Annotated in this window: 16 protein-coding genes; 7 read left to right on the forward strand and 9 right to left on the reverse strand. The window is 63.7% G+C overall.

Features of this window, described 5'->3' with window-relative positions:
- Window positions 1-78 precede the first annotated feature (78 nt).
- Together CHB96_RS13875 and CHB96_RS13880 are read right to left on the reverse strand one after the other, a co-directional pair.
- Window positions 79-1,722 (reverse strand): helix-turn-helix domain-containing protein, encoded by a 1,644-nt coding sequence (locus CHB96_RS13875; protein WP_176444291.1) that lies wholly within the window; start codon window positions 1,720-1,722, stop codon window positions 79-81.
- Window positions 1,723-1,814: 92 nt separating this feature from the next.
- Window positions 1,815-2,900: an XdhC family protein gene (locus CHB96_RS13880; protein ID WP_089247109.1), complete on the reverse strand. Its 1,086-nt coding sequence runs from the start codon at window positions 2,898-2,900 to the stop codon at window positions 1,815-1,817.
- Between the two features lie 179 nt (window positions 2,901-3,079).
- On the opposite strand from CHB96_RS13880, the gene CHB96_RS13885 reads away from it, so the two are divergent.
- A complete protein-coding gene (locus CHB96_RS13885; protein ID WP_089247111.1) occupies window positions 3,080-4,267 on the forward strand; it encodes a CaiB/BaiF CoA transferase family protein in 1,188 nt (395 codons plus the stop codon).
- Window positions 4,268-4,283: 16 nt separating this feature from the next.
- On the opposite strand, the gene CHB96_RS13890 is transcribed toward CHB96_RS13885, so the two are convergent.
- Window positions 4,284-5,642 carry an amidase gene (locus CHB96_RS13890; RefSeq protein WP_176444292.1) on the reverse strand — a complete coding sequence of 453 codons (1,359 nt, stop codon included), beginning with the start codon at window positions 5,640-5,642 and terminating at the stop codon, window positions 4,284-4,286.
- Window positions 5,643-5,762: 120 nt separating this feature from the next.
- On the opposite strand from CHB96_RS13890, the gene CHB96_RS13895 reads away from it, so the two are divergent.
- Window positions 5,763-6,917, forward strand: coding sequence for an MFS transporter (locus CHB96_RS13895; RefSeq protein ID WP_245865684.1), 1,155 nt, complete (start codon window positions 5,763-5,765; stop codon window positions 6,915-6,917).
- Window positions 6,918-6,972: 55 nt separating this feature from the next.
- On the opposite strand, the gene CHB96_RS13900 is transcribed toward CHB96_RS13895, so the two are convergent.
- Window positions 6,973-9,210 (reverse strand): NADP-dependent isocitrate dehydrogenase, encoded by a 2,238-nt coding sequence (locus CHB96_RS13900; RefSeq protein WP_089247115.1) that lies wholly within the window; start codon window positions 9,208-9,210, stop codon window positions 6,973-6,975.
- A gap of 241 nt (window positions 9,211-9,451) precedes the next feature.
- Here CHB96_RS13900 and CHB96_RS13905 point away from each other — a divergent pair, with 241 nt between their 5' ends.
- On the forward strand, window positions 9,452-10,828 hold the full coding sequence (locus tag CHB96_RS13905; RefSeq protein ID WP_089247117.1) for an NAD-dependent succinate-semialdehyde dehydrogenase: 1,377 nt from the start codon (window positions 9,452-9,454) through the stop codon (window positions 10,826-10,828).
- Between the two features lie 63 nt (window positions 10,829-10,891).
- On the opposite strand, the gene CHB96_RS13910 is transcribed toward CHB96_RS13905, so the two are convergent.
- Genes CHB96_RS13910 through CHB96_RS13915 form a run of 3 tightly spaced genes read right to left on the reverse strand, consistent with a single transcriptional unit; the run spans window position 10,892 to window position 13,087 of the window.
- Window positions 10,892-11,245, reverse strand: coding sequence for a hypothetical protein (locus CHB96_RS13910; RefSeq protein WP_089247119.1), 354 nt, complete (start codon window positions 11,243-11,245; stop codon window positions 10,892-10,894).
- Window positions 11,242-11,748 carry a hypothetical protein gene (locus CHB96_RS30130; RefSeq protein ID WP_245865645.1) on the reverse strand — a complete coding sequence of 169 codons (507 nt, stop codon included), beginning with the start codon at window positions 11,746-11,748 and terminating at the stop codon, window positions 11,242-11,244. Before CHB96_RS30130 ends, CHB96_RS13910 begins: the two co-directional genes overlap by 4 nt.
- Complete coding sequence (locus CHB96_RS13915) at window positions 11,735-13,087, reverse strand: AAA family ATPase (protein ID WP_245865647.1); 1,353 nt, start codon at window positions 13,085-13,087, stop codon at window positions 11,735-11,737. The genes CHB96_RS30130 and CHB96_RS13915 overlap by 14 nt, the downstream gene beginning before the upstream one ends.
- Before the next feature lie 311 nt (window positions 13,088-13,398).
- On the opposite strand from CHB96_RS13915, the gene CHB96_RS13920 reads away from it, so the two are divergent.
- A complete protein-coding gene (locus CHB96_RS13920) occupies window positions 13,399-14,991 on the forward strand; it encodes a TY-Chap domain-containing protein (protein ID WP_089247121.1) in 1,593 nt (530 codons plus the stop codon).
- A 7-nt stretch (window positions 14,992-14,998) separates the two neighbouring features.
- Here CHB96_RS13920 and CHB96_RS13925 read toward each other — a convergent pair whose 3' ends face one another.
- Both CHB96_RS13925 and CHB96_RS13930 read right to left on the reverse strand, forming a co-directional pair.
- A complete protein-coding gene (locus CHB96_RS13925) occupies window positions 14,999-15,643 on the reverse strand; it encodes a vWA domain-containing protein (RefSeq protein WP_245865650.1) in 645 nt (214 codons plus the stop codon).
- A gap of 88 nt (window positions 15,644-15,731) precedes the next feature.
- Window positions 15,732-16,742, reverse strand: a complete 1,011-nt coding sequence (locus tag CHB96_RS13930; protein ID WP_089247123.1) for an AraC family transcriptional regulator — start codon at window positions 16,740-16,742, stop codon at window positions 15,732-15,734.
- A gap of 115 nt (window positions 16,743-16,857) precedes the next feature.
- On the opposite strand from CHB96_RS13930, the gene CHB96_RS13935 reads away from it, so the two are divergent.
- The 3 genes from CHB96_RS13935 to CHB96_RS13945 are packed head-to-tail and all read left to right on the forward strand — an operon-like array spanning window position 16,858 to window position 19,972.
- Window positions 16,858-18,306 (forward strand): aldehyde dehydrogenase, encoded by a 1,449-nt coding sequence (locus CHB96_RS13935; RefSeq protein ID WP_089247340.1) that lies wholly within the window; start codon window positions 16,858-16,860, stop codon window positions 18,304-18,306.
- Window positions 18,307-18,319: 13 nt separating this feature from the next.
- Window positions 18,320-19,111, forward strand: coding sequence for a maleylpyruvate isomerase N-terminal domain-containing protein (locus CHB96_RS13940; protein ID WP_089247125.1), 792 nt, complete (start codon window positions 18,320-18,322; stop codon window positions 19,109-19,111).
- Between the two features lie 24 nt (window positions 19,112-19,135).
- Window positions 19,136-19,972, forward strand: a complete 837-nt coding sequence (locus CHB96_RS13945; RefSeq protein ID WP_089247127.1) for an SDR family oxidoreductase — start codon at window positions 19,136-19,138, stop codon at window positions 19,970-19,972.
- Window positions 19,973-19,991 lie beyond the last annotated feature (19 nt).

The raw sequence follows: 19,991 nt of genomic DNA on the forward strand, positions 1-19,991 counted from the left end.
GACACTGAACGCTATTACAGCCGGTCGGGGCCGACGTGATGACAATCTGACAGATCGGAGACCCTCGGATTGGCAGGATTAGTGATTGATGCCGCGCATCGCGATTATCTTCAGTGCTAGGGACAGGTCCAGCCGCAATTCCGGCTGCGCGGTGAACGAGCCCAGCATTTTCTCGAGCTTAACGACTCTGTAACGCAGTGTGTTGTAGTGGAAGTGGAGCTGCCGTGCGGTCTCGGCGATGTTGATGTTGGTCGCCAGCAACACTTCCAACGTGTTGCGCATGTCCTGAGCTTCGACGGTCTCCTCGGTGAGTTCGCGCAGCGTCTCCCGGGCGAAGTTCTCGAGCTCGTCCTCGTCTTCGACGAGCGAGAGCAATCGGTAGACACCGAGGTCGTCGAAGTTGGTCAACGACCACTGTCCCGAAATACGCCGCCCCACAGTCAAAGCCGTCCGCGCCTGCGTGTACAGGGCAGGCACTCCGTCGGTGGTCACTGCGGTGCGCGACACCCCGACGCTGAACGGCCTTCTGCCACCGCCTCCTTCGCCCCTCACCACACTCACGAGGTCGCGCACGAGCGCCATGGTGTCGTTTCCGACGCCCATGACGATGACAGTTTCCCCGGTCAGGGCCGTCACCGCGGCGCCGGGATCTCGATGAGCGATCGCACCCGAGAAGGCCATCGCCTGACGGTCGACGACGGGGAGCCTATGCGCGGCGCTGGTCGTTTCGTCCGGAACAGGGTCGGGCTCGATGCTGACGATGACCAACGGCCGGTCGAAATCCCAGCCGAACGTCTTGGCATGTGAGACAACGTGTTCGGTGTCGCCGGCCCGGCCGAGCATCAGATCGTGGATGAAGTTCGCTCGATGCCGCTCCTCGACGGAGGCGACCGCTTGTTGTCGCGTGACGACCAGCGCGCACACCGATGCAGCGCGTTCGACGAGGTACAAGTCGTGCTCGGTCATCTCGCGATCCCACGTGAACAACGCCAGTCGTCCGTGATCGATGTGGTTGGCGGAAATGGCGGCGACCGATCCCGAATGACCGTCGAACACGTGGAGTCCGAGTCCGCCTTCGACGGTGTCGGTACGCAGCCGCCCGGTGGAGTCGAGGGCAGGGCTCGTCGACAATCGTCTTCGGCCTGCGGCGTCGCCTGCACGGCAGATCTCACGGCCGTCCGACGTCGTCAGCAGTACGGTCCCGTTCAACTCGCGGGCCGCGACCTCGGCCAGCTCTGCCAACCCTCCCCCGGCCATGACGACGTCGACGAGCAGTCGGCGCACCCGCTCGGCCTCGAACATGGCCGACACCTGCGACGATTCGACGCGTGCTCGGTCGCGCGACAGTGAGTGATCGCCGTCGCCGTGGAATGCGACGATCGGCAGCTGAGCCTGTGCCGCGGCGTCGATCAACTCGGGTTCGAGATTCCAGCCGTCACCGTCGAATTGCACTGCGAGCGCGGCGACTCCGCGCGAACTGAGCCTGCCGACGAACGCCGTCGCGGACTCCGTCACCAACCCCAGCGTGCGCGGCGTCGTGATCAGGAGTTGGTCGCGCCGGAGCCAGGGGCCGATGTCAGGAACGGCCATGAAGCCGACGCGTCGCACATCGATGTCGTCGACGTCCCCCACGACGACCGACGACGAGGGCAGAAGAGAGGACCGCAGGAGTTCCGTGAGCGAAGGATCGGAGACAGGTGTGGACACGGACCTGACAGACACTGGCGGGCACCTCGGATTTCATCAGCTCGCGAAGGGGGGGGTCGCGAAGAGACGATCCTAACGCTCACAGGCCCGCGCGGCAGGACATTAGGTTATGCAGACGAACTGAGGCCATGGATCGGTCCGCGACGGTGGCGCAACTCCTCGCCCGACGCAGCGCGCATCGTCTTGGTGACCTCGGCCATCACCGACAGTGCGGTCTCGGCGGGAGTACGTGCACCCAGGTCGAGTCCGATCGGCGAATGCAGACGCGCGAGCTGATGGCGAGTGATCCCCTCTTCCTGCAGCAGGCCGACGCGTCGTTCATGGGTGGCGCGGCTCCCCATCGCGCCGACGTACCCGGCGTCGGACCGCAGGGCGAGGTTCAACAGCGGAATGTCGAACTTCTCGTCGTGGGTGAGCACGACGACGGCGGTGCGCGAGTCGATCGGCGCGCTGACCAGGAATCTGTCGGGCCACATGACGACGACCTCGTGCGCCGACGGGAATCTGGCAGGGGTCGCGAACACAGGACGTGCATCGACGACGGTGACCCGGTACCCGGCGAACGCCCCGAGAGTGCTTACTGCAGAGGCGAAGTCGATGGCTCCGAACACGTACATGCGCGGCAGAGGTGCATGGATCTCGACGAGAACGTCGTCGTCGATGCCGGTGAACGTGCTCCGGTGTGCGACGAACACCTCCGAGTCGCCGAGTCGCGCTCGCACGTCCTCGATGTCGTGCCGCGTCAGCGGAAGGTCGCCGTCGTGGCTGGCCTCGTCGATCACGAGGTGGCGGGACGGATGACCGTCGACCATCGTCGTCAGAATCGCAACCGGTCGGTCCTGGGCAAGTCGGTCGCACACTCCCCCGAACCCGGGCCAACGCGGGCCGACTAATTCGACCAGCACTTCGATCCTGCCGCCGCACGTCAACCCGACACCGAAGGCGTCGTCGTCGGTGACGTCGAAGGTCGCGATGCGCGAGTTGCCGTCGGCGAGAACGTCACGCGCGGTCTCGTACAGCGAGCTCTCGATGCACCCGCCCGAGACACTCCCGACGACCTCTCCGCTCCGGCTGACTGCCATCGCGGCCCCTGGTCGACGCGGGGACGAACGCCACGTACGCGTGACGGTCGCGAGCGCGAAGGACTCGCCGGCATCGAACCAGGTGTGCACCGCCGCAGAGATCTCACGCATCGTTTTCTCCGTTCGCTTGTCCTGCCTGTCACGCTAACGGGCACGACCGAGGTGTTCGCTCACAGAAGTCGCCGAAAAGTCGACCGGCTCGTTGTGCACTGTCGCCGACGCGCCGAACGGCGCCCTCGACCATCGTCAATGCTCGACCCAGGTGGACGAGAAGAACGAGGAACGCACCGATGGACGAACTACTCAGCGGAACAAAAGTTCTCGACCTGACCAGGGCACTCGCCGGCCCGCTCTGCACATCCCTGCTGTCCGATTTCGGTGCGGACGTGATCAAGGTGGAACCCCTTGGTACAGGTGACAGTTCCCGCCAGTGGCCACCGTTCGACGACGACCGGAGCCTGTATTTCACGTCCGTCAACCGCGGGAAACGTTCCGTTGCAGTGGACTTTCGAAGCGCGTCGGGTCGAGAGTTGTTGCGCCGGTTGGCTCTCGATGCGGATGTGCTGGTGGAGAACTTTCGGCCCGGCGTGTTGGCGGACATGGGACTCGACCCTCAGGAACTCGAACGCGAGAATCCGCGGCTGATCGTCATGAGCGTCAGCGGATTCGGCCCGGTGGGCCCCGACCATCTCGCGGCAGGTCTCGACCAAGTGGCGCAGGGGATGTCCGGGCTCATGTCCGTGACAGGTGACGCCGGGAGCGCACCGATGAGGGTAGGAATCCCGATTGTCGACACGGTCTCCGGAATCTATGCAGCGCTGGGGATTGCAGCAGCTTTGGCTGCCCGCGAGCGCGACGGACGCGGCCGACGCGTCGAGACCTCCCTGCTGGAGTCGGCCATTTCGATCATGACCTTCCAGGCTCAGAACTACATCAGCACAGGTCGGGTCGCGCAACCCAACGGCAACACGCATCCGTCGATCACCCCGTACGGCGTCTTCGATACCGCGGACTTTCCGATCACCATCGCAACCGGCACTGAAAAGCATTGGATAGCACTGTGTTCGGTCCTGGGTGCGCCGGAGCTCGTGGACAGGCCTGAGTACGCGGATGGGAAGCTCCGTACTGAGCATCGGGACCAGCTGACGAAGGAGATACTCGAACTGCTGACCGTGCATGGTGCTGCGAGTTGGATCGAACAGATGCGCGCCGCGGGAATCCCGTGCGGGCCGATCCACACCCTCGATCAGGTGTTCACAGACCCGCAGGTCCGCGCGCTCGAGATGGTCCAGGAAACAGAGGATTCCGACGGACGCCGAACCCCAGTCGTGCGCGGACCTTTCTGGGTCGACGGGAAGGTGCTTTCGGTACGCAAAGCCCCGCCGATCACGTTGGGCGCGGACACCGTCGAGGTGCTCACCGAACTGGGTCTGGGTGCAGACGAGATCGTCGACCTGCGTAAGCGCGCGGTCATCTGACCCTCCGGGCCCGCTCCTACTTCAGGAGCGGGCCGGCGACGGCAAGGGCATCCGCCTCGCGCCACGGGCGAGCGATGATCTGCAGTCCGATCGGTAAACCGTTGCGGGCCTTACTTATCGGTATGGTCAAGGAGGGCAAGCCGAGAACACTGATCGCCCGGCAACTCGCCAGAGCATCCATCCACGTGAGCTCACGCGAGCCGACGGTGAACTCCTCCAGCCCCAACGGAGGTGCCAGGATCGACGCGACCGGCATGACCAGGACGTCGCCCATCTCGTCGAGGAATTGCCTGATGAGCATTGCTCTGTCGGCCCAGAGATGTTCGACGGGGCCCTCGGGGGTCTCATCCGTGGATTCCGACCCGATCAACGCGCGTATGTCCGCGTGGGACTCGGTGGCACGCAATGCTCCGAACAGCGCGTTGCCGCGTTCGAGCGCAATGCCGTCGTATGGCTTTGCGTCCACTGCGCGAGCAGCGGCCGAAACGGCGGCGATGATCTCGTCGTCGACCGGCATGGTTCCGTCACCAGGTGCCCATCGGATGTCGAGAGTGTCGGGGTTCACGGATGCGGAATCAATCTTCGCAAGGCTTTTTTGAGACAGAACATCCAGTGCCAGTTCGAGATCCGAGAGATTCCGTGCCAGCGGGCCGATCGTCTGGATCGCGCCGTGCACCGTCACCGGATTCGCCAGCACATGGCCGTCGAACATGACCCCGGGGATCTGGCCGTCGGTGTCGACGCGGCCGAGTGTCGGGCGGATCGCGACCAGCCCGGTGCAGTGCGCGGGCCATCGGAGCGAACCGCCGAAGTCCGTGCCGAGACCCAACACGCTCATACCTGCTGCGACAGAGGCAGATTCGCCGCCGCTCGAACCTCCCGGTGACCGTGCAACCCCGTCGGCGATGAGTGGGCTGGCGGTAGTCCCGAACAAATCGTTGGAGGTGAGGCCCGACGCACCGAACTCCGGCGCATTGGTCTTTCCGACGAGGACGGCACCCGCGGCCTTGAACGCGGCCACCGCGGTCGCGTCGCGCATGGGGATGTTCGACGCGAGTGCGCGGGACCCGGCCGTTGTTCTGACACCGGCCGTCGTGATGGTGTCCTTTACCGTGAACGGGACGCCTGCCAGGGGGCCGAGGACTTCGCGTTGGTTTCTGGCGCGGTCGATGCTATCGGCGGCTGCCAATGCCTCTGTGCCGCATACCGTGACGATCGCGTTGAGACCGGGGTTCAGCTCGTCGATTACCGAGAGGTGATCCTCGACGACCTCGCGCGCGGTGACCTCACCCGCGCGTACCGCAGCGGCGATGGACCGCGCCGAGCGTCCCACCCACGTCCGAACGTCCACCTGGGGCCTCTCGATCGACTTCATCACCTCGAACCTAGGTTCCTGTCGGTGGGCAACATATGACCACAGTCGACACAGAATCGTCGGTGACGCTGGCAATGTGTGCCGAATGCGTGGGGTGCTGCAGTTGGAAGGATGACCAGGATGCCCGTGAGTTGGATCCGTGTGGTTGCCGTCGTGTTCGCCGTGAGCTGGGGCGCCAACCAGTTCGCCCCCATGCAGCTCGTGTATCGCGAGACCGTGGGCCTGACGAGCACGTCGTTCACGGCGATGTTGGGTAGTTATGCGCTGGGGCTCATTCCGTCGCTGCTGTATTTCGGTCGATTGTCGGATCGACGAGGACGACGGTTCGTCGTTCGGCCAATGATCGGTGTGGCCGTCGCGTCGACCGTCGTGCTCGCTCTCGGCGCCGACATGCCTGCCCTGCTGTATCTCGGGCGGGTGCTGGCCGGGGTCGCGTCGGGAATGGCGTTCACCGCGGGCGGCGCGTGGATCAAGGAGCTGAGCGACAACCCGGGAACCGGAGCACGTCGGACTGCCGTCGCGCTGTCCGCTGGATTCGGTTGCGGCGCACTGTTCGCGGGGTTGATCGCGCAGTGGCTGCCTGCGCCGGACGTGCTGCCCTACGTAGTTCACCTGGGGATGATGGCGGTCACCGGGCTTCTGGTGTGGAGGGTCCCGGAGACGAGGGCACGCAACACTTCTTCTGGGCGGAACCCGCGCGTCATCGGGCAACGTTGGTTCTACGCTGGGGTCGCGCCGTGGGCACCGTGGGTGTTCGGGGCCGCGACGGTGGCGTTCGCGACGTTGCCCCCGCATGTCGCCGACGTCACCGGGCCGTTGTCCATCGCATTCACGGGAGGCATTGCGGCACTGACGCTCTGGACGGGCGTGGCGGTCCAACCTACTGCCCGACGGCTGTCCACTCGCGGCGACATGATTCCCGTGCGGACCGGCGTCGCATTCGGGTGCGCGGGATTCGTTTGCGCTGCAGCGGCATTGAGTATCAACGGGATCGGATCCGTTGCGCTCGTCGTGATCGCGGCGGTGTTGCTCGGATCCTGTTACGGAATGCTGCTGGTGTCGGGCCTGGTGATCGTCGAGAAGAACACGCCACCCGAGGGTGATCTGTCCAGCGCCACCGCGGTGTACTACTGCTTCGTCTACCTGGGTTTCGCCGTGCCGCTGCTGCTGTCGCTGACCGTCTCGACCATCGGACTCGCGGTGGCAGCGGTACTGATGGTGGCGGGGTGCGTCGCGGCGTCGGTGCAGTCGCGGGGCGTGCGCACCGCTGCTTGAATGGCCCATTCATGTTGTCTGGCAACATGAATGGACCATTCAAGCGATCACAGAGCTAGCTCGTAAAGCTGGCCAACGCCTCGTTGAACGTCTTGCTCGGACGCATGACGGCAGAAGCAGCCTCGGGATCCGGGAAGTAGTATCCGCCGATCTCGACCTCCTTGCCCTGAGCGTCGTTGAGTTCCTGCACGATTGCGTTCTCGCTCTCGGCCAGGGTCTTCGCGAGGGCACCGAAGTGCTCCGCGAGCTCCGCGTCCTCGGTCTGTGCGGCGAGCTCCTGCGCCCAATACAGGGACAGGTAGAACTGGCTGCCGCGGTTGTCGAGCTCGCCGGTGGTGCGCGACGGGCCCTTGTCGTTCTCGAGGAGCTTGCCCGTAGCCGCATCCAGAGCGTTGGCGAGGATCTTCGCCTTCTGGTTGTCGGTCTTGATGCCGAGGTCCTCGAGGCTGACTGCGAGAGCCAGGAATTCGCCGAGCGAATCCCAGCGAAGGTGGTTCTCCTCGATGAGCTGCTTGACGTGCTTCGGCGCGGAACCGCCCGCGCCCGTCTCGTACAGTCCGCCGCCTGCCATCAACGGCACGATCGACAGCATCTTGGCACTGGTGCCGAGCTCGAGGATCGGGAACAGGTCGGTGAGGTAGTCGCGCAGGATGTTGCCCGTCGCGGAGATGGTGTCGAGCCCGCGGATGAGGCGCTCCATCGTGTAGCGGATCGCGCGGACCTGCGACATGATCTGGATGTCGAGGCCCTCGGTGTCGTGATCCTTCAGGTACTTGCGCACCTTGCCGATGAGCTCGTTCTCGTGCGGGCGGTACGGGTCGAGCCAGAAGACGACCGGCATGCCCGAGTTGCGGGTACGCGTCACGGCGAGCTTGACCCAGTCCTGGATCGGCGCGTCCTTGACGATGCACAGGCGCCAGATGTCACCCTCTTCGACGTTCTGCGTCAGCAGCACCTCGCCCGTCGCCAGGTCGGTGATGTTGGCGACGCCCCCCTCGGGGACCTCGAACGTCTTGTCGTGCGAGCCGTACTCTTCAGCCTTCTGCGCCATGAGGCCGACGTTCGGAACGGTACCCATCGTGGTGGGATCGAACGCGCCATTGGTCTTGCAGAAGTTGATCATCTCCTGGTAGATCCGGAAGAAGGTCGACTCGGGGCTGACGGCCTTGGTGTCCTTGGGCCGACCGTCCGCGCCCCACATCTTGCCTCCGACGCGAATCATCGCGGGCATCGACGCGTCGACGATGACGTCGCTCGGGGAGTGGAAGTTCGAGATGCCGCGCGCGGAGTCGACCATGGCCAGCTCGGGGCGCTTCTCGTGACACTTGTGCAGATCGTCGACGATCTCCTCGCGCTGTGCGCTGGGGAGCGATTCGATCTTGCTGTACAGGTCGGACAGACCGTTGTTGACGTTGACGCCGAGCTCGTCGAACAGCTCGCCGTGCTTGGCGAATGCGTCCTTGTAGAAGACCTTGACGGCGTGCCCGAAGACGATGGGGTGAGACACGCGCATCATCGTGGCCTTGACGTGCAGAGAGAACATGATGCCCGTCTTGTAGGCGTCCTCCATCTGCTCTTCGTAGAACTCGATGAGCGCCTTCTTGCTCATGAACATGCTGTCGATGACGTCACCGTCGGTGAGCGACACCTTCTCCTTGAGGACGATGGTCTTGCCGCTGGTGGTCAGCAGCTCCATCTTGACCTCGCGGTCGCCTTCGACCGTCATCGACTTCTCGCCGTGGTAGAAGTCGCCGTGCCGCATGTGAGCGACGTGCGTGCGCGACGCGGGAGACCACTCACCCATGCTGTGCGGATGCTTACGCGCGTAGGCCTTGACGGCCTTCGGCGCGCGACGGTCCGAGTTACCCTCGCGCAGAACAGGATTGACGGCACTGCCGGTGCATTTGGTGTAACGGTTCTTGATCTCTGCTTCTTCGTCGGTCTTCGGGTTGCCCGGGTAGTCGGGGATGGCGTAACCCTTGCCCTGCAGTTCCTTGATCGCGGCAAGCAGCTGAGGTATCGAAGCCGAGATGTTCGGCAGCTTGATGATGTTGGTCTCGGGGAGTTGCGTCAGCCGACCCAGCTCGGCCAGGTTGTCCGGAACCCTCTGCTCCTCGGTGAGGTAGTCGGGGAACTCCGACAGGATGCGGCTTGCGACGGAGATGTCGCTGGATTCGACGTTGATGTCGGCTGCACCCGCGAATGCCCGGATGACGGGCAGAAACGCGTGGGTGGCGAGCATCGGGGCTTCGTCGGTCAGTGTGTAGATGATGGTCGGCTGTTTCGCACTCATGTTCTGCCTTTGCCTCAGTGTCCGTCGACGCATCGCTTTGTGTGCGTGCGTCCTCTTCAACCCTAAACTTTGACGTAACATTACGCGCGTACTGCGAAGTGTTTCGAGCCCCCCGGCCAGTGCGAAAAGTTACTCGTCGGTACCGATCATGATGGTCGACGCCGCACTTCGTCGACCTGCAATGCAGCATCCGATCTGTCCGAATCGGAACAACAACCCCCACGTGGCCCGTTGTTGAAGTATGACGACATACAAGACTGTCAATCCGGCCACCGGCGAGACCGTCAAGGAGTTCGACGCACTCGACTCCGCAGGCGTCGAGCGAGCGCTGGAGTCGGCGCACTCCGGCTTCCAGACGTGGCGAATCACGTCGCCGCAACATCGTTCCGAGGTCCTCGGCCGAGTCGCGACGCTGTACGCCGAGCGCGCCGACGAACTTGCCCGCAGCATCTCGATCGAGATGGGCAAACCCGTCAAGGAAGCCAAGGGTGAGGTGAAGCTCGCGGGAGCCATCTTCCAGTACTACGCCGACAACGGCCCCCGCTTCCTCGAGGAAGAGACACTCGACGTGCCCGGCGCCGAAGAGTCCGTGGTGCAGCGCAAACCCGTCGGCGCGCTCGTCGGCGTCATGCCGTGGAACTTCCCGTACTACCAGGTTGCGCGCTTCGCAGGGCCGAACCTGATGGTGGGCAACACGATTCTGCTCAAGCACGCCCCGAACTGTCCGCAATCCGCGCTGCTCATCGAGGAGATCTTCCACCAGGCGGGCCTGCCCCAGGACGCCTACATCAACATCTTCGCGACCAACGAGCAGATCGCCGACATGATCGCCGACAAGCGCGTTCAAGGCGTCTCGCTCACCGGTAGTGAGCGCGCCGGAACGAGCGTCGCCGAAACTGCGGGCCGCAACCTCAAGAAGGTCGTCCTCGAACTCGGTGGCTCCGATGTGTTCATCGTGCTCGACTCCGACGACATCGACGCCACGGTCAAGTCCGCCACCCGCGCGCGTTTGTCCAACGCGGGCCAGGCCTGCAACGCCGCCAAGCGGATCATCGTCACCGAGGACTACTACGACGAATTCGTCGGCAAGCTGACCGCGTCGTTCGCCGCGACCAGGACCGGAGATCCGCTCGACGAGAACACCAAGCTCGGTCCCCTATCGTCGCAAACGGCCGCGGACACGCTCATCGAACAGATCGACGACGCCGTCTCCAAGGGTGCGACGCTCTTGACCGGCGGCAAGAAGATCGACGGCCCAGGCGCCTATGTCGAGCCGACGCTGCTCTCCGACGTCACACCGGACATGCGCGCGTACGAGGAAGAGCTCTTCGGTCCCGCAGGCGTCGTCTACAAGGTCAAGAACGCCGAAGAAGCAGTCACCCTCGCCAACTCGTCGCCGTTCGGTCTGAGTGGTTCGGTGTGGAGCTCCGATCTCGACAATGCCCGCACCGTCGCCGAGCAACTCGAGGTCGGTATGGCCTTCGTCAACGAGCACGGGACCACGCTGCCGGGGCTGCCCTTCGGCGGCGTCAAGCGTTCGGGTGTCGGACGTGAGCTCGGACCGTGGGGCATGGACGAATTCGTCAACAAGAAGCTCGTCCGCGTCTCGAAGAGCTGATGTGTACGAGGGCCGCGCCTGGCATGGCGCGGCCCTTGCTGTGTCGTTGTCGCCGAACGTGATTCACTCCCCCACCAGCACCGCGACGAGCCCGCACAGATGACGGACTTCGGAGACCGTCGGCGCAAGTTCGTACGCATGGTGATGGCACGCAGAGCTGAGTCGATTCCAGGCGATGGCGGCCGCGTCGGCGCGTTCGGACGTGTCGAGTGACCGCAGGACGACCAACCTCGATCGCATACTCGCGCCAGGGACATCGACGTCGAGAGCACGACACCGCTCGTCGACGAGTGTCTCCAGCGCCTGGCGTGCAAGAAACGCCGCGAGCCGCGCGGAACTACCTGCGGCACCGACGTTTCCGTCGAGAAGCCGTTCGGCGTTGTGCAGCATCACTGCCGGCGATGTCGCAGTGGTCATGACGTCAGGATCCCGTCTACCACTTTCTGCAGATCGTTCACCGTGCCCCACGAGATGTCGACGTCGGCGCCGTGCACTCCGGCGTTCGCGATCCGCACCGTCGACTTGCGCCCGTCCCGCTGCGCAAGCCACCCGGACAGATCCTTGTCGGGATCGTCGTGCACGGCCAGCGCCAGCCTGTTGCGGGTCTTCTTGACGTCGGACCACCGTTGTTCGGTCTCGAGTCTGCTCGCCCCGCTTCGATGCCTCTTGGCGTAGAACAACTGCTGCGCTGCAGATTCCAGAGCGAGGCGGAACAACCCGGGTGCGACGCGGCGCTTCACATCACTCGGCACGGCCTCGTCGAGTATCAGTGCACGGACGTCGTCGACGTATCGCGTCGCTTGATCGAGAGTGTCCGCGACATGGATCTGCGACCCCGTCTCCCGCGTCACTTCCACCAACCGCGCGTCGACGGCCAACTGCCGGATGGCAGTGGCGAGGCGATCGTCATGCGAGAACACGACCACCTGACGGGTGGTCGCCAGAGTCGAGAGGACTCGAATGAACCCGTCGATCTTCGCCGGGTGAATCCTGTAGCTCGTCCACCAATACGAGCGCGGCGCGGTGTGCGTCGTCGAGATCCCGCCGACCCTGCTTGTACCGCGCGAGCTTGGAATCTTCGAGGTCGATCAGCTCGTGGGTGTGCGCGGCCCATGCGTCGTCGAGCGTTCCTGTTGCGCAGACGGGGCACTCGATGGTGCCGGTCTTGCTGTGCAGGTCGAGGGCCGCCGACAGCACCACGGCGCGACGTTCGGCGACCGCCAGTGCGTCGTCGGCGAGTTCGACGGTGTTCGACACGGCCGTGCGCAGTGTGCCGGCGACAAGATCGACCTGCTCCTGCAGCGGGATCGGCAGGGTAGCCAGGCCACGCAGTCCGACGAGTGCAGGTGACTGCGTCGTATCGGATCCTGTTGCGAGCGACCGTACTGCGTCGACGTCGACCAGGCGTTTCTTGATCAACGTTGCGGCTGCGGAGGCGCGATCCTCGGTGGATTCGGAGCAGATGCGTTTGAGCTGCTTCAGCTCGTCGGATGCGCGCTGACGCGGAACCTTGGCGGTCTTCGCGGCTGAAGCGAGACGCTTCTCGGCGTCGGCGATCTCGTCGAGACCCAGCAGCTTGGCCAGCGCGTCGTGCAGCGTCGACGGGCTGTCCTCGACGAGGCCGCCGATTTCGTCGTAGGACAGGATCGGGCGGTGGAGTTCGACGGCGGACTTCCACCCCAACGCGTCGGTACCGGCAGTACGTTTCACGGAGCCGACCTGCGTCCACGTGGTGTTCTCACGCAGCGGCACGTCGGCTTTCCAGTCGACACCGACGACGGTGGGTTCACTGCCTTCGATGGTGAGGCCGATCTGCACCTCGCAGGGCGACGGGTGATGCAGGTTTCGCCAGGTGTCGGCCCAGAGTTTCGCTTTGTTCTCCCAGCGGTAACTCTTACCGGTGACTGCGAATTCGAGTGCTTCGGCGAAGCTGGACTTACCCGACCCGTTTCGGCCGCTGACGATGGTGATGCCCGGCGCTGGGTGTAGCCGCAGCTCCGACTTCGGACCGATGCCACGGAAGCCTGCGACGGCGATCGACGTCAGAAAGGCACCGACCGGTTGCTCCCGGACCGCGCCCGCAGCACGCCGGACCGGCACCGGCGCAACACCGTCGAGTTGTTCGTCGAGCGCATCGGTACCGTCGAGTGCAGCCAGAACCAGATACTTGGCGTCGTCGGACAATTCGTTGTCACGGTCGATGGCCTCGACTACGACATCCATCAACGGTCTGTCCACGGCTTCGTCGGTTGCGCTCACGCGTCGTCCCTTCGATTCGTACGTCTCCCAACCGGACACCAGGGTTTCACACCGGTCCGACACATTGCAGGAACTCTCCGACCCGACGGGCACGCTTCGGAGTCGGTGTCGGTCGTTCGAATGACACATCTTCTCGTGTCACGTCGACAAGTCCGAGCAGTTCATCGACAAGCGATGGACTACAAGTCCGCGAGATCGCAAAAGCCCGTCGCCATAGGGCGTTACAGTTCATCCAGGAAATAGACCAAGGCACAGCTTCCTGCTTTTTCCGAGTCGAGACAACGGCTCAGCTGCCACCTAGGAGTGCCCGTATGCCTGAGGACCGCAACGATTTCGACACGGAGATCGAGACCGCGTGGAATCAGTTCCGCACTCGCCTCGGTACCTACCTCGTGAACATGAAGCCCGGTGATCTGCTGACCATCTGCCCAGGAGGTGGTCGAAAACGCGACGACCTCTACCTGACGATCACCGGCAGATTCGGCAATCGACTCGTAGGTGACGCAGGGATGAACGGACGTCTCGTCGCAACAGTCACGTCGGAGAAGATCGAACTGATGGCCGAGCAGGGCTGGCAGGAATACGACATGGACGACGGCTTGCAGCGCACCTTCGGTCTGGACGCACACGCGGACGATGTCGCAGAGGCGGTCATCGTTCTCGTCAGAGACGTTCGAGGTATTGCACACCCGTCGTTTCTCGCGGCCAGCTCGGTAGGGGCGCCGGTCACGTCTGTGTTCGACAGTGGATCGATGTTGGAGGACTGGACACTCGACCCCGTGCGGACCAGGCTGGTCGGCGAAGTGGACAGGGCGCTCGAGTCGATCACCGGCTCCACACCAGTTCGAGACGACGACGGGGACATTCCGTTCGACAGCGGGCGGCACGTCGCCTACGCACGGCTGTTGGACGACGAGCCGGTACTGGAACTGTACGCAGTGTTTCCGATCCATACGCGTGCCGCCACGGTCGATGCCACCGTCGCTGATCTCTCGAACTCGTGGCCGGACATCAAGTTCCAGCCCAACCACACGCACGTGGTGGCATCGACGCGTGTGGATTGCGCACCCGTCGTGGAAGAGCATCTCGGACGTCGACTCGGGATGTTCGTGAAGTTCGTCGAGGAACAGGGTGACGCGATCACCATCAGGTTGTCCAGGAACTCAGCTATGCAAGTTCCGACGCATGCGATCCTCGCGGACCATTTCAGACGAATTCGTTTGGCCGACATGGACGCGTCCACGCTGGCGTTCACGATCGGTTACGAGGCGCGCGAGCTCGGGTTCACCTCTCCGATGCTGCACGACGCCATGTCCCTCGCCGCGGGTGCTCACCTGTACCAGCGACGGTTCGGTGGTGCCGCAGGCAGTGATCCCCACGTGGTTCACCCCCTTCGAAACGTATTGCGTCTCATCAGGTTCGGATGCACCGACGAGGTCGTTCTCACCGCGAGCGCACTACACGACACCGTCGAGGATCAGGCCGACCGCATCGTGTCGCTTCTCGACTCCGGTCGCACGCCGACCCGAGAGAACACGCTGGCGATCATCGATGATCACTTCTCACCGACGGTTGCGTCGGTGGTCCGCGCGGTCACCGATCCGATCGAGCCGGAAGGGCTCACGACAACCGAGAAAAACCGGGCTTACCTCGATCATGTCGCGACCGCCATCGTGGATCCGAGGGTGTTCTTGGTGAAGCTGTCGGACTTCATCGACGACGCAGGCATCGTGGAGCACCTCGAGGACGACGACAAGCGGAACCGGCTCCGCGTCGAGTACGCACCGGTGCTACAGGTGTTCGTCGACGCCCGCGAACAGCACGGAGCTTCACTGAACCTCACGGCCGAGGGTGAGCACCGCCTCGACGCTCGATTGGGCAGCCTGGCCCGAACGTTGGGGTGAGGCTCGCTCACTCCCCCCGCGCCCGACGGCGATCTTCCTCGGAAAAGCCCCGGGCCGGCGGCGCACCCATGATCGTCGCACGCTTACGGTCCTGGTAGCTGGCCACCGAATCGAAGGCAGCGGTGACCCCGACGGTCGTCGACATGTACGTCATCGACTTGTCGGGTGCGAAACCGAGATCCGTACCGACGTTCACCGCATCGATGTTGGCACCGAGGAAGACGAAGTCCCACTGGTAGTCGCGTTCCTGCTGTTCGATCAGCTGGCGTACAGCCACGTTGGTCCACTCGCGGCTGGCATTCTCGTGTCCGTCGGTCATCACGAGAACAGTGACCGATCCGGGACGCTGATCCTCCGGCAGCGCAGCCAATTCGACGCCGACATCGGTGATGAGCCGGCCGATACCGTCGTACAGAGCGGTGGACGCACGCGGCTCCAACACGAGCGGCGGCACCTCGTCGATCGGATTGGAGCTGTAGACGAGCTCGTATCGGTCGTCGAACTGCGCAAGCGTGACGACGGTATCGCCCTCTTGCGCACGCTCTTTCGCGATGAACGAGTCGAACCCGCCCCTCGTGTCGTCGGCAATGGTGTGCATGGAACCCGAACGGTCGAGCAGAGCGGCAACAAGAGACAGCTGTGGATTGGTCAATGGATCCTCCTGTAAGAGATGCGTCGGAACCGGCGCGGTGAAGATGATGGCCCGAACCATACCGAGGGGTACCGACAAGAAACTCGAATCAGGTCCTGGGAGTCTGCCGCGATAGGTCGCGGCGCTTGGCGAGCGGCGGCATCCCGAACCACCGACGACTACTGCGGGTCAGCGTGCTCGGCTCCGAATAGCCGAGCTGTCGCGACACAGCGGAGATGGACACATCGGCATTGGCGAGAAGACTCAGCGCGAGCTCTCGGCGCGAGTCGTCGACCAGAGTGTCGAACGTCTTGCCCTCCGTCGCCAATCTCCGCTGCAACGTTCTCGGATGCAGGACCATCAGCCCTGCCACCTGCTGCAGGGTCGCGGCCCCGGCGGGCAACGATCGAACGATGAGCGCGGACACGGCGTCGTGAAACGCCGTACTCGGGTCCCGACCCGCCATGTACCGCACCGCGAAATCGTGAGCCAGAGGATCCACCTGCGGCAGATGCCGGTGCAGAACACCACGCGGAAAGTTCAACGTGTTGGACGCAGACGAGAACTCGACGGTACACCCGAAATAATCTGTGTACGTGGATATTTCGGATATCCGAGGATGCTGGAACGAGATGCGTGTCGGATGGAAGTCCGGTCCCGCCATCATACGGAACGTCGACAACGTGACCCCGAGCGCCAATTCGACGACGTGTGCACGAGACGGAAGTCGATGCAGCACAGTGTCGATGCTGTAGCTCGCCTCGACGTCACCGACTGTCAATGCAGTCGACAGTGCCGGACTGTAGACGTGTGCGTACTGCGCGACGCCGCGCACGGCGTCGCCGATCGTGTCCGCGTTGCGTGCCGCGATGGCAACCGGCCCGAGGATGTCCGGATCCTGACGGGCAGCAAGACGCAGGGCGAAATCCGGCACTCCCAACTCTCGCGCACAGAGTCCGAGCAAGGTCGACAGCGCACTGAACGGAACGAAGTTGTCATACGTCCCGATCACCGACGGATCGATGCCTACCCGGTCGCAGAATTCGTACGGATCGCCTCCACACTCCTCGATCAGCTCCGGCACGCGACTCAGTGACGACGCACTGATCAGGTCGGCCATGTGTCGAAATGTAAAAAAGATGGCGTGTGATGTCAATTTTGAGCCGGCCATGACAGTGATGATCGACACAGATGGCCTGTTCAGTGTCGAACACCGTCCCAGGAGGAGCTACACCATGACATCTCGCATCGAGCGCGACGCACTCTTCATCGGCGGCCAATGGAGGGCGCCGGACAGCGCCGCCAGAATTCCCGTCGTCTCTCCGCTCACCGAGCAGGAGATCGGATCGTTCCCCGCATCGGCTGCAACCGATGTCGACACCGCCGTCGCCGCAGCCCGAACTGCGCTACGACGCCCGGAGTGGGCCGGGCTCTCCCCTATCGACCGAGCAAACGCGATCCGACGGTTCGCCGACGAACTCGACAAACGCGCCGAACAACGGGCCACGACGGTCACCGCGCAGAACGGGATGCCGATCGGGCTCGCGCGCTTCGCCGAGGGCGCAGCACCCGTCCAGTTGCTCCGGTACTACGCCGATCTCGCCGAATCGACTCCGATCGAAGAACAGCGCGCCAGCCAACCGATGCCGGGGACGACGATCGTACGACGCGAACCCGTCGGCGTCGTTGCTGCCATCGCGCCCTGGAACTTTCCTGCGGTGCTGTCGATGTTCAAGATCGCTCCCGCATTGGCCGCGGGATGCACGATCGTCCTCAAACCGTCGCCCGAGACCACACTGGATTCCTACGTGCTCGCGGAGGCCGCGATCGCTGCTCGGTTACCCGATGGTGTCATCAACATCGTCACGGGTGGACCCGACATCGGGCAGTATCTCGTCGCGCATCCGGGCGTCGACAAGGTCGCGTTCACAGGCTCCACCGCGGCTGGGCGCCACATCGGACGGGTCTGTGGCGAACTGCTGCGCCCCGCAACACTGGAGCTCGGAGGGAAGTCGGCGGCGCTGATTCTCGACGACGCGGACATCGAGCAGACGGTCACCGGCCTTGCCACGGCGTCGTTGCTCAACAGCGGACAAACCTGCTACATGTCGACGCGAATCCTGGTGCCACGCAATCAGAAAAGCGTCTACACCGATGCGATCACGTCGATGGTCGCTGGACTCCAGGTGGGAGATCCCATGGACGAGGCGACGTTCTTCGGCCCTCTTGTCAGTGCGCGTCAGCGCGATCGGGTGCTGTCGTTGATCGACCAGGCCCGGTCCGAAGGCGGCACCATCACCACCGGGGGCCACGCTCCCGAAGGCGTCGGATACTTCGTCCAACCGACCGTCTTCGCCGACGTCGACAACACGAGCACCATTGCGCGCCAAGAAGTATTCGGACCGGTGCTGTCCATCATCGCCTACGACGAACTCGACCACGCCGTTGCACTCACCAACGACTCGGACTACGGCCTCGGCGGCACGGTATGGACGTCGGATCAGGACCGCGGAATCGATGTTGCCCGACGCGTCGAGACAGGGTCGTTCGGCGTCAACACCTACAACCTCGATTGGGGTTCTCCGTTCGGCGGGGTAAAAGCGAGTGGTCTCGGACGCGAACTCGGACCGGAGGGTCTTGCGTCGTACCAGCAACTCAAATCCATCTTCCTCGCATCCCCCTAGGAGTCGACAACCCATGTCCCAGAACGGACTTACCGGTGCACATGCACTGGCCACGAACACCGTCGAGATCGCCGAGCAATTCGGGACTGCCGAATGGGAGGCGGACAGCGCCTGTCACGGGTGGCGTGTCCACGACCTGATCGGCCACATGGCGTTCTTCTTCAACTTCATCGCCGACCCGAACCTGGTGTTTCCACCGAACCCCAGCGGCACATCCGAACGACTCAACGACGCAGCGGTGCGCGAACGCGCAGACTGGCCACACGAGAAGATACTCGACTACTACCGCGAACAGTCCGAGGCCGGACTTGCAACGCTCACTGCGCTTCAGGGTGAAGAACTGCGCGACAACCCGATCGCCATGCTGGACCTCGGAACGTACAAACTCCATCAGCTCGCCGACGCTGTCTCGTTCGACCACCTGGTGCACCTGACGTCGGACCTGCTGGCTCCCTTCGGTCCGATCCCCGTCGGTGATGTCGATGTGCAGGCGGCCATCGACCCGGCAATCGACTGGATGCTCGCGGGACTCCCTCAGATGTGCGGAGAGCGAGTAGCTCCTGCTCTGACTTCGCCTGTCGCACTTCGACTCACCGGGATCACCGAGCGCAGTGTCGTGCTCGCGTCGGAGGACGGCGTCGTCACAGTCACCGAAACCGGCGATGCACCCGAGGATGTGGCTACCTCGTCGGCCACTGATTTCCTACGTTGGGGCACAACCCGTTCCGCATGGCGTTCCGCTGTCACCCTCAGCGGCGACCACACGAGAGTGGCATCGGTACTCGACGCCATCGATATCGTGTAACACGAAGAGAGAAGGAAGAAAGCAATGTCGCAGTACCTGCAGGACAAAGTCATTCTGATCACCGGCGCCGGTGGTGGCTTCGGTCAACTCATCGCGGAAAAGGTTGCGGCACAAGGCGCCAAGGTCGTCGGTGTGGACATCAACGAACAGGGACTGAAGACCGTGTTCGACGGCATCGCCGCTGCCGGATTCCAGGGAACCTACGCGGTGGCCGACGTCACCGAGATGGATCAGGTCGTCGCAGCAGCGAAGCACGCGGTGGATACCTTCGGCGCGCTCGATGTATTGGTGAACAACGCAGGCGTCATGCCACTCGCGTATTTCGCCGACCACGAACGCGCATGGCAGAAGTGGCACAAGGCAATCGACATCAACATCAAGGGCGTCGTCAACGGAATCTCGGCGGTGTACGACCAGATGATCGCGCAGGGCCGCGGCCAGGTCGTCAACATCTCGTCGATCTTCGGCAACGCAGGCATCGACGGATCCGGTGTCTACAGCGCGACGAAGGCTGCCGTCACGACGATCTCCGATTCACTGCGCATCGAGGCCAAGGGCAAGATCAAGGTGACGACGGTCAAGCCGACGGGCGTCACCGGGACCAATCTCGCGAGCTGGATCGTCAACGAGAACGCGATCCTCGGACTCACCGGTCAGCGGGCCGCCACCTTCACCGAGAACATGACCGCTGCGACCACCGACACGCTTCGGCCCGAGCAGAAGGACGTCGACTCGATCGAATACTGGCTCATCAAGCCCGACGACCTGGCCACCGCCGTCGTCCACGTCATCGATCAGCCGTGGGGAATCAGCATCAGCGACGTCACCGTCCGTGCCAGTGGCGAGGATTATCTGTACTGAGCGCTGCCCGTGTGCGTGG

The sequence above is a fragment of the Rhodococcoides kyotonense genome, from assembly GCF_900188125.1.
In the GTDB taxonomy this organism is placed as follows: domain Bacteria; phylum Actinomycetota; class Actinomycetes; order Mycobacteriales; family Mycobacteriaceae; genus Rhodococcoides; species Rhodococcoides kyotonense.

What these genes read in the sequence shown, in the direction of transcription:
- CHB96_RS13935 (WP_089247340.1), top strand. Translation starts at nt 16,858, where the DNA reads ATGACATCTCGCATCGAGCGCGACGCACTCTTCATCGGCGGCCAATGG.
- CHB96_RS13895 (WP_245865684.1), top strand. Translation starts at nt 5,763, where the DNA reads ATGCCCGTGAGTTGGATCCGTGTGGTTGCCGTCGTGTTCGCCGTGAGC.
- CHB96_RS13880 (WP_089247109.1), bottom strand. Translation starts at nt 2,900, where the DNA reads ATGCGTGAGATCTCTGCGGCGGTGCACACCTGGTTCGATGCCGGCGAG.
- CHB96_RS13945 (WP_089247127.1), top strand. Translation starts at nt 19,136, where the DNA reads ATGTCGCAGTACCTGCAGGACAAAGTCATTCTGATCACCGGCGCCGGT.
- CHB96_RS13920 (WP_089247121.1), top strand. Translation starts at nt 13,399, where the DNA reads ATGCCTGAGGACCGCAACGATTTCGACACGGAGATCGAGACCGCGTGG.
- CHB96_RS13940 (WP_089247125.1), top strand. Translation starts at nt 18,320, where the DNA reads ATGTCCCAGAACGGACTTACCGGTGCACATGCACTGGCCACGAACACC.
- CHB96_RS13885 (WP_089247111.1), top strand. Translation starts at nt 3,080, where the DNA reads ATGGACGAACTACTCAGCGGAACAAAAGTTCTCGACCTGACCAGGGCA.
- CHB96_RS13905 (WP_089247117.1), top strand. Translation starts at nt 9,452, where the DNA reads ATGACGACATACAAGACTGTCAATCCGGCCACCGGCGAGACCGTCAAG.
- CHB96_RS13930 (WP_089247123.1), bottom strand. Translation starts at nt 16,742, where the DNA reads ATGGCCGACCTGATCAGTGCGTCGTCACTGAGTCGCGTGCCGGAGCTG.
- CHB96_RS13910 (WP_089247119.1), bottom strand. Translation starts at nt 11,245, where the DNA reads ATGACCACTGCGACATCGCCGGCAGTGATGCTGCACAACGCCGAACGG.
- CHB96_RS13900 (WP_089247115.1), bottom strand. Translation starts at nt 9,210, where the DNA reads ATGAGTGCGAAACAGCCGACCATCATCTACACACTGACCGACGAAGCC.
- CHB96_RS13890 (WP_176444292.1), bottom strand. Translation starts at nt 5,642, where the DNA reads ATGAAGTCGATCGAGAGGCCCCAGGTGGACGTTCGGACGTGGGTGGGA.